This window comes from Methylobacterium platani, from assembly GCF_001653715.1.
GTDB classification, from domain to species: domain Bacteria; phylum Pseudomonadota; class Alphaproteobacteria; order Rhizobiales; family Beijerinckiaceae; genus Methylobacterium; species Methylobacterium platani.
The window spans coordinates 1-11,190 of sequence record NZ_LWHQ01000056.1; the positions used below are offsets into that span (position 1 = coordinate 1).

Annotated in this window: 10 protein-coding genes and 1 pseudogene; 1 reads left to right on the top strand and 10 read right to left on the bottom strand. The window is 71.8% G+C overall.

Translation table 11 applies throughout. From position 1 onward, the window contains the following. Window positions 1-15: 15 nt before the first annotated feature. The 7 genes from A5481_RS25545 to A5481_RS25575 all read right to left on the bottom strand — a co-directional run bounded on the left by A5481_RS25545 (window position 16) and on the right by A5481_RS25575 (window position 8,152). Window positions 16-957 carry a LysR family transcriptional regulator gene (locus A5481_RS25545; protein ID WP_048437500.1) on the bottom strand — a complete coding sequence of 314 codons (942 nt, stop codon included), beginning with the start codon at window positions 955-957 and terminating at the stop codon, window positions 16-18. 132 nt (window positions 958-1,089) lie between these two features. Next, window positions 1,090-1,983, bottom strand: coding sequence for an amidohydrolase family protein (locus A5481_RS25550; RefSeq protein WP_048437499.1), 894 nt, complete (start codon window positions 1,981-1,983; stop codon window positions 1,090-1,092). 3 nt (window positions 1,984-1,986) lie between these two features. Next, entirely contained in the window at window positions 1,987-3,111 is a 1,125-nt protein-coding gene (locus tag A5481_RS25555) for an Ldh family oxidoreductase (RefSeq protein ID WP_048437498.1), read from the bottom strand. Beyond that, on the bottom strand, window positions 3,104-4,033 hold the full coding sequence (locus tag A5481_RS25560) for an NAD(P)-binding domain-containing protein (RefSeq protein ID WP_053082622.1): 930 nt from the start codon (window positions 4,031-4,033) through the stop codon (window positions 3,104-3,106). The genes A5481_RS25555 and A5481_RS25560 overlap by 8 nt, the downstream gene beginning before the upstream one ends. After that, window positions 4,030-5,265, bottom strand: a complete 1,236-nt coding sequence (locus A5481_RS25565) for an ABC transporter substrate-binding protein (RefSeq protein ID WP_048437497.1) — start codon at window positions 5,263-5,265, stop codon at window positions 4,030-4,032. The genes A5481_RS25560 and A5481_RS25565 overlap by 4 nt, the downstream gene beginning before the upstream one ends. Window positions 5,266-5,474: 209 nt before the next feature. Beyond that, complete coding sequence (locus A5481_RS25570) at window positions 5,475-7,001, bottom strand: class I adenylate-forming enzyme family protein (protein ID WP_048437496.1); 1,527 nt, start codon at window positions 6,999-7,001, stop codon at window positions 5,475-5,477. Beyond that, on the bottom strand, window positions 6,998-8,152 hold the full coding sequence (locus A5481_RS25575; protein ID WP_048437495.1) for an acyl-CoA dehydrogenase family protein: 1,155 nt from the start codon (window positions 8,150-8,152) through the stop codon (window positions 6,998-7,000). Before A5481_RS25575 ends, A5481_RS25570 begins: the two co-directional genes overlap by 4 nt. A 90-nt stretch (window positions 8,153-8,242) precedes the next feature. On the opposite strand from A5481_RS25575, the gene A5481_RS25580 reads away from it, so the two are divergent. Continuing rightward, window positions 8,243-9,085, top strand: a complete 843-nt coding sequence (locus A5481_RS25580; RefSeq protein ID WP_167350109.1) for an IclR family transcriptional regulator — start codon at window positions 8,243-8,245, stop codon at window positions 9,083-9,085. A gap of 186 nt (window positions 9,086-9,271) precedes the next feature. Here the strand turns inward: A5481_RS25580 and A5481_RS25585 are convergent, their stop codons facing one another. The 3 genes and pseudogenes from A5481_RS25585 to A5481_RS34760 form a co-directional block, all read right to left on the bottom strand. Continuing rightward, a complete protein-coding gene (locus A5481_RS25585; protein ID WP_053082621.1) occupies window positions 9,272-10,012 on the bottom strand; it encodes a GntR family transcriptional regulator in 741 nt (246 codons plus the stop codon). 13 nt (window positions 10,013-10,025) lie between these two features. Then, window positions 10,026-10,871: an ABC transporter permease gene (locus A5481_RS25590; protein WP_082173619.1), complete on the bottom strand. Its 846-nt coding sequence runs from the start codon at window positions 10,869-10,871 to the stop codon at window positions 10,026-10,028. A gap of 3 nt (window positions 10,872-10,874) precedes the next feature. Further along, window positions 10,875-11,190: pseudogene (locus A5481_RS34760) on the bottom strand (ABC transporter ATP-binding protein); the annotation flags it as partial.

An 11,190-nucleotide genomic window follows, 5' to 3' on the forward strand; every position in this document is an offset into this window, starting at 1 on the left:
AAGAGTCCACACCGCCTAGCGGGGCGCGGCCTCGAACGCGGTCGCGAGCCGCCAGCGTCCCTCGCGCACGAGCGCGGCGATTTCCGTGCGCACGAGGTCGGCTACCGCCGCGCTCGCGACCGAGGCCGGTGTCGCGGTGGCGGAGGCCAGCACGACCTCGCGGGAGATGCCGGGCGGCGCGAAGGCCGCGATCTCGAGGCGGTCCTGCTGCAGCTCGGCGTGGATCGCCGAGGGCGGCAGGATGGTGTAGCCGATCCCCTCCTCGACGATGTTGGTCAGGACCCGGAAGGAATCGGCCTCGACCACGACGTCGACCGCGAGCCGCTTGCGCTCCGCCGCCTTCTCGACGAGGCGGCGCAGCCCGTGCGAGTGGCTCGGCAGGGCGAGCTTCTGGCCGATGAGCCAGGCGAGGTCGACGGGCGCGCGCTCGGCCAGGCCCGACCCTTTCGGACCGACCGCCACCAGCTCGTCGCGTCCGAGCGTCTCGACGTCGAGATGCAGGTCGACCGCCGGACCGTAGATGATCGACAGATCGACCCGGCCGCGATGCAGCCACTCGACGAGGTGCCCGCCGTAGCTCTCGACGATCCGGAGCGCGACGCCCGGCAATTCGGCGACGGCGCGCCGTGCGACCCGCGCCGACAGCACCGCGCTCACCGTCGGGACCACCCCGAGCACGACGCTGCCCGACGGCACCCGGTCCAGCGACTGCATGTCGTCGCGGACCTGCTCGATCTGGCGCAGCAGGCTGAGGCTGCGTTCCAGGAGCAGGTGTCCCGCGCTCGTCAGCACCATGCCGCGTCCGTTGCGGACGAAGAGCTCGGCCTTCAGCTCGTGCTCGAGCAGCTTCATCTGTCGGCTGAGCGCCGGCTGCCCGATGCGAAGAAGATCCGCCGCCTTGCTCAGGCTGCCGAGCTCGGCGATGGCATGGAAGGTCCTGAGCGCGCGAAAGTCCATGGAGAAGCCCCATCGACCGACGCATCGTCGGGCGCCCGGACGATTTCTGCCGAAACGATATCATACCAATGCCCGACGGAGATGGGGCGGCTCGCTTCGGCAGCGTGGACTGCTCCAGATCTCGAATCGCGATCAGCCCCGGGGCAGCCCGTAGAAGCGGGCCGGGTTCTCGACCAGGATGCGGTGCTGGTCGGCCGGGTCGGGAGCGTAATCGGCGATCAGGTCGAGGAGCGCCCCGACATCGGGCCGGGCCCCGGGCTCGTAGAGCCCGACATGCGGCCAGTCGCTGCCGAACACCACTTGGCGCGGGCCGGCCTCGAGCAGGGCGCGCATGAACGGCACCGTGTCGGCGAACGGGTAGGCCTCCCCCGAGAGCCGGAACGCCCCCGACAGCTTCACGTAACAGCCGGTCTCGCGCACGAGGCGCAGCACTGCCTGGAAGGCGGGGGCGTCGATGCCCTCCGGCGCGGCGCACCAGCCGGCATGGTCGATCATGAACGGCACCTTGAGGGCCGCGAGCCGGGGGACGAGATCGGGGTAGAGCGGCCCCTTGGCGGCGACCTGGATGTGCCAGCCGACCTCGGCGCAGCGGTCGGCCATGCGTTCGAGCTGCGCCATGCCGACGCCGCCGCCGACGATCTCGAGCAGGCGGATCCCCGTGACGCCCGCATCCTTCAGCTCGGCGATCTCCCGGTCGCCCGTCTCCGGCCCGATCACCGCGACGCCGCGCAGCCGGTCGGGATGGGCGCGCAGGGCCTGCGCGAGCAGCCGGTTGTCGGTGCCGTGGACGCTGACCTGGACCAGAACGCCGTAGCTCAGCCCCACGGTGTCGAGCATCGCGAGGAACGCCTCGGCCGTGGCCGGCGGGGCGGTGAAGTGCCGGTCGGGCACGAGGGGATGCTCGGGCGGGGCCCCGATCACGTGGGCATGGGTGTCCCAGGCCCCGGCCGGGACCGCGATCCGGCGCGGCCGGGTCGCGGGCCGGGGCCCGAGGCAGTCGCGGATGGTGCCGTCGTAGTGGAACATGGCTCACGCGCCTCCGGCGAGCAGGAAGGGGACGCCCGACCCGGCCGCGACCCCGCGCACGGCATCGAGGAAGGCGTCGTTGAGCGGGATGCCGCGGGCGATCCGCTCGGCCCGGGTCCGGAATTCCGGCGTCCCGGCGACGAGGACCGGCCGGTCCGGATCGGCCGGCGGCGTCGCCTCGAGCGCCGCGAGGATCGCCGCCGCCTCGTCCGGGAAGGCGTCGCCGTCGCGGAACGCCGCCGGCTTCAGGGCGAGGAAGAAATGGCCGATATTGTCGGGCGCCCCCGGCCCGGTCCCGCGGGCGCGGAAGGGCGAGAACGAGCCGCCCGCCAGCGTGCTGCCGAGGAGCTGCGCCATCACGGCGAGCCCGTACCCCTTGTGGCTGCCGGTCTCGCGCGAGCCGCCGAGCGGCATCAGCCCGCCGACCTCGCCGTCGAAGCAGAGCGTCAGCCCGCGATGCGGGTCGGTCACGGGCTGCCCGGTGCCGTCCACCACCCAGCCGACCGGCAACGGCGTGTCGTGGTAGGAATAGACCTTGACCTTGTTGGCCGCGACCGCCGAGGTCGACATGTCGAGGAGGAACGGGTCGCGTCCCGTCGCCGGCGCCGCGAAGGCGATCGGGTTGGTGCCGAGCACCGGCGCCGCGCCGCCCTCCGGGATCACCGCGACGGTGCGGGCCGACGAGGTGACGAGGGCGATGCAGCCGCGCCGCGCCGCCATCTCGGCATAGAGGCCGGCAGCCCCGAAATGGTGCGAGTTGCGCACCGCCACGGCGCCGACGCCCATCCGCTCCGCCTTGTCGACCGCGAGGGTCACGGCCCGGATCGCGGCCGGATGGCCGAGACCGGCATCGGCGTCGAGGAGGGCGATCGCCTCGCCGTCCTGCACGATCCGGGGCCGGGGCCGCAGGTTGAGCCCGCCGGCCCGCCGCATCCGGTCGTAGAGGGGCAGCATCGATGCCCCGTGCGATTCGATCCCGCGCAGGTCGGTCTCGACCAGCATCGCGGCGACCGCGTCGCGGTCGTCGGGCGCCATGTCCCAGGCCGCGAGGACGAGGTCGATCTGGTGGCGCAACGCCTCGGCGCTGACGACCGTATGGCGCCCGCGGTCCTTGCCCGAGTCAGTCATTCCCGCCCTCCGTCCCGGATCTCTCGGCGCGCGCGAGCCACGCGATGCCGGCATCGGCATCGAGCGCCCCGTCCGGCAGGGGCGCGGTGCCGGCAAGCGCGACGGTGCGCCGGTAGCGCGCGATCGCCGCGCGGGTGGTCAGGCTCGGCACGCCGAGGGCGTCGAGCTGGCCGGCGGCCTCCTCCATCTCGACCAGCCGGCGCCCCGCATGGGTCGGGTGGGTGCGCAGGTACATGGCGATGTGGTTGGCGAGCGGCGCGCGGTCGTAATCGGCGAGCAGGCCGACGAGATCCGCCCGCAGGCCGAGGCGCTCGGCGCCCAGCATCGCCTCGACGACGACGGCGTCGAGGCCCTTGGTGAAGACGCTGCGCAGGAGCTTCAAGGCCGAGGCGTCGCCGACCCGCGCCGCCGGGCGGGCCTCGATCCGGAAGCCGAGCGGGTTGAGGGCATCGGCCAGCCGTCCCGCCTCCGGCCCGGCGGCGAGGAGCGGCGTTCCCGCCCCGTGCAGGCTCACCGCCCCCATGATGGCGACGTCGACGAAGCCCGGGCCGACGCGCTCGGCGGCCTCGCGCACCTGGAGCGGGGCGGCGGCGGTGCAGTCGGCCACCAGCGTCCCCGGGGCGAGGTGGGGCAGAAGCGCGGCCGTCACGGCGGGCATGCTCTCGCCCGTCACGGTCAGGAGGACGATGTCCGCTCCCGCGACGGCCTGCGCGAGCGGGACGAGCGGCAGGCCGAGCTCCGCCGCCGCGCGCGCAGCCCGCGGGCTCGCCCGGGAGGTGGCCTCCACCGCGACGCCCCCGCGTCGCAGGGCCTGGGCGAAGACGGTGCCGACCTCGCCGAGCCCGACGACCGCGACCTTGCGCGGTGCGCTCGCGCCGTCCCCGTGCGGGGCGCGCGTATGCGTCTCTCGTCGGGCGCTCATGCCCGCACCAGGGGGCAGCCGCCCTGGCCGAGGGGGCGGAACGCCTCGTCGCCCGGGATGGTGCCGATGGTCTCGAACAGGTCCCAGGGGCCGGTCGATTCGGCCGGGGTCTTGATGCGGTAGAGCTGCACCGGGTGGATGAAGCGGCCATCCGCCCGCACCCGGCCCTTGCCGAGGAGCGGATCGTCGATCGGGATCGACTTCAGGTACGCGACGAGGGCGCGCCCGTCCCGGGCCGAGCCGACCTCCCGGACCGCCCGGAGATAGAACAGGACCGAGGAATACACCCCCGCCTGGAGCGCATCCGGGTAGATGCCGTTGTTGCGCTTGGCGAGCGCCGTCGCGAAGGCCCGGGTGGTGTCGTTGTCGGTCCAGTTCATGCTGCCGACGGCCAGCATCCCTTGCGTGTTCGCCAGCCCCGCCGCGTGCGCCACCGCGAGGTTGAATTGCGGCGCGACGATCTTGTAGCGGCTCGTCGTGATGTCGAATTCCCGCGCCTGCTTGACGGCGTTCGACAAGTCGGTGCCGCCATTGGCCAGCACGATGACGTCGGCGCCCGAGGCCTGGGCGGTGAGGAGGTAGGAGCTGAAATCCGGCGCGCCGAGCGGGTGGCGGACGGCGCCCGCCACCGTGCCGCCCTGTGCCTGCACGAGCGCCGAGATGGTGGTCTCGAGGCTGGTCCCGAAGGCGTAGTCGACGGTGATGAAGAACCACCGCTTGCCGCCCTGCGCGAGCACGCCCTTCACCAGAGCGTTGGCGTTGCCGTAGGAATCCCAGGTCCAGTGAATCGTGTTGGGCGAGCATTGCGGGCCCGTGAGGTCGGTCGTGCCGACGCCCGAGGGGACCATCACCTTGTTGCGCTCGCGCGTGATCGGCACCGCCGCCAGGGCACAGGCCGAATTCGCGAAATCGAACACCGCATCGACCCCGTCCTGGTCGTACCACTTGCGCAGGATCGCCGAGGCGACGTCGGCCTTGTTCTGGTGGTCGGCGGAGACGACCTCGATGCGCCGGCCGCCGACGCTGCCGCCGAAGCGTTCCACCGCCATCCGGGCCGCCTCGACCGAGCCGTTGCCGGTGAGGTCGGCGAAGATCCCCGTCATGTCGGTGAGGACCCCGAGCCTGACGACCTCGTCGCTCCCTCGGACGCGGACTTCCTGGGCGCGAGCCCGGCCACCGGTGAGGCAGGCGGCACCGGCGAGCGCGGCGAACGTCCTTCTGGTCAGGGTCATGCTGGATCCTCCCTCGGGTGTCGTTTTCACGGCATTGTTTTTTTGGCGCTCGTTGCTCCGGCTTGTCTGGCCGTAACGATTCGAAGTGCAGATGGTGTCGCTGCCCCGACAACGACCTCATCCGTCGAGGCTCCTCGCGGTCACCCCCCGGGATGAGGTGGGCGGGTCGGACCGCCCCGGTGCCTCCTGTCTTCACCGCGAAGTTGCGGTCAAACAGGCATTCCCGCCGATGCTGCTGGCTTCAGGTCGACGACGCGCTGGTCGAGGTATTCGAGCTCGCGCCGGATGATCTTCTCGGTCTCGGTCCGCGGAATCTGCGTCACCCGCTCGGCGTAGCGCGGCAGCATGAAGGCCGGCAGCACCCGGGCGAGGCTCCCGCGCAAGGATGCGAGGTCGAAGCCGTCCTCGGCGACGATCGCGGCCTTGATCTCGTCGCCCATGATCGGGTCGGGAACGGCGACGATTGCGCAGTCGAGGATGCCCGGGAGCTTGCGCAACTCGGTCTCGAGCTCCTGCGGCGCGATCATCTCGCCGCCGCGGCGGATGATCTCCTTGGTGCGGCCGTGGAAGGAGAGATAGCCGTCTGCATCGAAGCTGCCGACGTCGCCGGTATGGAACCAGAGATTGCGGCAGGCCTCCCCGAACGCTTCGGGCTTGTTGTAGTAGCCCAGCAGCATCAGGTTCGGCCGGCGCGGCCGGACGACGATCTCGCCGCGCTCGCCGGTGGGCACCGGCGCGTCGCCGGCATCGACGACCGCCACCTCCATGTCGGGCCGGACCCGGCCCGCGGAGCCGAGCCTGTGGTCGTCCGCCGTCGCCCCCGAGACCCAGCCGCCGATCTCGGTCATGCCGTAGAGTTCGTGCACCTTGACGCCGAAGCGGGATTCGATCGTCTCGGCGAGCGCCCGCGTCGTGCCGCCGCCGATCGCGAAGCGCAGGGCGTGGTCGCGGACGGGTTCCCCGTAGCGGGCGGCCAGGATGGCGAGCACGGTGCCGACGAAGGTGCAGCCCGTCGCCCCGAGCCGCCGGGCGTCGTCGAAGAAGGCGCCGGCCGAGAAGCGCGGCGCGATCGCCAACGACGCCCCGGCGGTGAGGGCGCCCATCAGCGCGTACATCTGCGGGTTGGTGTGGAACAGCGGCAGGTAGACGAAGATCCGGTCGTCCTCCGACAGGGCGAGGATGCGGGCGGTCTCGCGTCCGGTGGCGAGATAGCCGTCCTGCGCGCACATCACGCCCTTGGGCAGTCCCGTCGTGCCCGAGGTGTAGAGGATCGTGCAGAGGTCGGCACCCGCCCGAGCCGCCGGCTCGGCCTCGGGGATGTCGGCCAGGACGGCATCGAGCTCCGCATCGGCGGGAAGCCGCAGGCGGGGCAGGGCGGCGCGCGCCTCGCGCAGGTCGCCCGCCCGGGCCGCGAGCCAGGCCTCGTCCGCGACGACGAATCTCGCATCCGACTGGCCGACCAGATAGTCGATCCGCTCGCCCATCACCTGGTTGTTGAGGCAGACCGCGACGGCGCCGGCCGCCTGGATGCCGAACCAGGCGACGAGGTAGCCGACGGAATTGCCGGCGATCAGCGCGACGTGGTCGCCCGGCCGGATGCCGGCCTCGGCGAGACGGGAGGCGAAGCGGCGCGCCAGGCTCCAGACCTGGGCGTAGCCGTAGGCGCCTCCGGCCGTGACCGCGAACGGGGCGTCCGGCCGGTGCGCGGCCTGGGCGGCGAGGAGACCCGCGATCACGACGCCGCCTGCTTGACGATGTACTTCGCGAGCGTGTTCCTGAGCACTTCCGTCGAGCCGCCGCCGATCTCGTAGGTCTTGGCGTCGCGGAAGAAGCGGTTGAACGGCGCGTTGACCATCGTGCCGTAGGCGCCGCAGACCTGCACCGCCTTCGAGGCCACCTCGGTGGCGACCTCGGCCGCGACGAGCTTGGCGGCGCTGGCGTAGCGCAGGACGTCGGCGTGGTCGGGCGCGTCGAGCGCCTCGGCCGCGCGGGTGACCAGCAGGCGGGCCGCGTCGATGCGGGCCAGCATGTCGGCGAAGTACCACTGGATGCCCTGGAACTCGATCACGGTCCGGTCGAAGGCGACGCGGCCGCGCGTATGGGCGAGCGCCGCGTCGAAGGCCGCGCGGGCGATCCCGATGCTGATCGCGGCGGCCAGCGTGCGGGAATAATCGAGGGTGGTGACCGCCTGGCGCACGCCCTTGCCGTCCTGGCCGATCAGGTGGTCGAGGGGCAGGCGCACGCCCTCGAGCCGGATGTTGACGTGGGGGCCGTTGCGCAGGCCGAAGGTCGCCGAGTTGTGCCCGATATAGGCCGTGAGCCCCGCGCTCGCGCGCGGTACCGCGAAGGCGGAGACGCCGCGGTCGGTCTCGGCCAGGATCACGAAGAACTCGGCCTCCGAGCCCGAGGTGATGAAGGACTTCTCGCCGTCGAGGATCCAGGACTCGCCCTCGCGGCGCGCCTTGGTGTCGAGCGAGCGGATGTCGCTGCCGTGCGAGGCCTCGGTCAGCGCGTAGGAGGCGATCATGCCGTCCGCGAAGCGCGGCAGGTAGCGGTCCTTGAGGCTGTCCGAGCCGAACAGGCGGATGATCGTCTGGGCCTGGAAGATCGTGATGAGCGAGATCGCGACGGCGGCGCTGCCGTAGCCGACTTCCTCGCAGACCGCCGCCGCCGCCGTGTAGGGCGCGCCGGCGCCGCCGTAGCGGGCGGGCAGGCAGATCGTGTTGCAGCCGAGCGAGGCCAGCTGCCGGACGATCTCGGTCGGGTAGAGGTCCCGCTCGTCGATCTCGTGGGCGGCCGGGACGATGGTCTCGGCGACGAACGCCCGCACCCGGCGGACGAGGTCGTCGTCCGCACGCGCGGGCCAGAAGCCCTGTGCCGTATCCATGAGGTTTCCTTCCCGGTCTCGACGCTAGTTTGTCGTCTCTTGATCGTCAATCGGATTAATAATATCATATTGATGATAATGGAGGAGCCGTTGCCTCGTACCCGAACCGCCAAGGCTGCAGGCGTCACGGTCAAGTCGTCGATGCGGACGCTGGAGATCCTGGAATATTGCGACGCGGTGCAGCGGCCCGTGACGGTGTCGGAACTCGCGGCGCGGCTCGACTATCCGCAATCGAGCACCTCGACCCTCGTCCAGAGCCTGGTGAATCACGGCTACCTGGTGCTCGGAGCCGACGGGCGCGGCGTCAAGCCGAGCAGCCGGGTCTCGGCGCTGGGGCGATGGGTCGACCCCGCCGCGCCGCGGGCGGATGTCCGCGCGCTGATGGACGAGGTCGCGACGGCGACCGGGCACACGATCCTGCTCGGCGTGCCCTCCGATCTCTGCGTGCGCTACGTCGACGTGATCCCGAGCCGGCACCCGATGCGCCTCGAGATCAAGGTCGGCGATCGCCTGCCGCTGGTGCGCTCGGGGATGGGAATGCTGCTGCTCTCGCGGATGCCGGACGCGGCGGTCGTCCACGTCGCGGCGCAGACGCGGGAGCGGGTCGCGGCCCGGGGGGCGCCCGGCGTCGGGGCGACGGCTTTGGCCAATCTGTGGAACGACGCGCCGGTCGTGCCCGACGATGCCGACCTCCTCGACGCGGTCGCCGCCATCCGCCGCCGCGGCTACGCGCTCTCGCTCGGCCAGGTGACGCACGGGGCCGGCATCCTCTGCCTGCCCGTCCCGCTCTCGCCCGAGAGCCAGGGGCTCACGGGCCTCGGAATCGGCGGCCTCTCGAGCCTGATCGCGCGCGACGAGGCGGCGATCCTGGAGGCGGTGGACGCCGCCGCCCGCCGCCTCGGCATCGCGATCCCGATCGATCCGCCACGGTAGGCGTCGAGGGCCCTTCCGTCAGACCTGGGACGGCCCCCCGGTCCGCCTTCGGCCGCCGCCCTCTCCCGGACGATCGCGGCGTCGGCGGAAGGAGATCCGGGAGAGGGTGGTGTCGTGTACAGCGTCCGCCTGTCGGTTTCGCAACCGGCCGCATCGGATCGTCGTCGTGCACGGGCGGCGCCCTGCTCAGGCCTCGTCCTTGAACAGGCCGGCATGGTCCGACGAGCGGACGAAATGCAGGAAGTCCGCGATGCCCTCGGACAGGAGCGAGACGTGGTGGGCCATCCGCTCCGCCGCGGCGGCCGCGTCGTTGCGCAGGATCGCCGCGAGGATCGCCGCGTGCTCGGGCTGCGATTGCGGCATGCGGCCGGGCTGGAAAGTGATCGCCCGGCGATACGGCGCGGTCTTCACCGACAGGCGCCGCAATTCGTCCTGGAGGACCCGGTTGTGGCTCGCGGCCGCGATGGCGTCGTGGAACCGGATGTTGGCGTCGTAGAACGCATCGTAATCCCCCTCCGCGATGGCCGCGCCGCAGGCCGCGTGCGCGGCCTCGATCACGGTACGCTGCTCCTGCGTGATCCGTCGCGCCGCCTGCGAGGCCGCCAGCGCTTCGAGCGACGCGACGACGCTCAGGGCGTCGAGGAGATCGGCCACCGAGAACTGCGCCACCTGCAGCCCCTGGCGCCCGCGGGCGCTCGCGAGCCCGCTCGCCGAGAGGCGTTGCAGGGCCTCGCGGACGGGGGTGCGCGAGACGCCGTAGCGTTCGGACAATTCGCGCTCGTCGAGCCGCTGGCCCGGCCGGATCGTGCCGCGCAGGATGTCCTCCTCCAGGCGGCGCGCGACGTCCCCGGCGAGCGAGGTGTCCTCGACGATTCCCGCCTCCGACAGGTCGAGCCGGCGCGCCCTCTGCGCCGTCCTCTGGCTCATGGTCTCAAACCCCTCACGCTGGGTCCGCCGAGAAGATCCGGTTGGCGGCGATCTCACCGAGCGCGACCAGCCCGTACAGCAGCAGCCCGCACACGCAAAGGACGACGATCGCGGCCATCGATACCTCGGTATCGGCCCGCGCCGTCGCGAAGATGATGAGGTAGCCGAGGCCGGCCTGCGCGGTGATGAATTCGCCGATGATCACCCCGATGATGGCGAGCGTGATCGCGACCTTCATCCCGCTGAAGATGTGCGGCAGGGCGGCGGGAAAGCGGACATGGGTGAAGACCTGCCACTCGCTCGCCGTGAGCGACCGGCACAGCCGCAGCATGCCGCGATCGACGCTCGCGAAGCCCGCGCTCGTCGCGATCACCACGGGAAAGAACGCGATGAAGACCGCGAAGGCGACCCGCGACTGCATGCCGATCCCGAGCCAGATGATGAAGAGCGGCGCGAGCGCGATCTTCGGGATCAGCTGGAAGAAGACGAGATTCGGGTAGAGCGCCTCGCGCGCCAGGGTCGAGTAGGTGATCACGATGGCGAGCAGGATCCCGAGCAGGGTCGCCAGGACGAAGCCGATCGCCGATTCGAGCGTCGTCGGGATCGCGTGGGTCAGGAGGATGTCCCAGTGCTCCACGATGTAGCGCAGGGTGGAGACCGGCGAGGGGAGGATGACCGGCGGGATGTTGCCGATCACGACGACGGCCTGCCAGGCGGCGAGGGCCGCCACCGCCAGGGCGACCGGCAGGAGCACGGCCCGCACGCCGAGAAGGCCCGATCCGAGCCCGGCGCCGAGCCGCGGGGTCTGCCCCGGACCGGCGAGCATCGCGCCGGTTTCCGTTCCGATTGCGCCCGCCATGTCCTACTCCCCGCCTGCGCCGCGGCCCGTCGGCGCCGTGCCGTGGGCCTGCTCGATGGTCAGCCGCAGATGGCGGACGACCCGGCCGAATTCCGGATTCTCTTCGATCGCCAGACGGCGCGGCCGCCCGAACGGCATGCGCTCGTCGAGAACGACGTGGGAGGGGCGGCCGCCCATCACCACGACGCGGTCGGACAGAAAAGCGGCCTCGCGGATCGAGTGCGTGACGAAGATCACCGTCTTCGCCGTCTTGTCCATGATTTCCGACAGCGCCTCGTTCATCTGGTCGCGGGTGATCGCGTCGAGGGCGCTGAAGGGC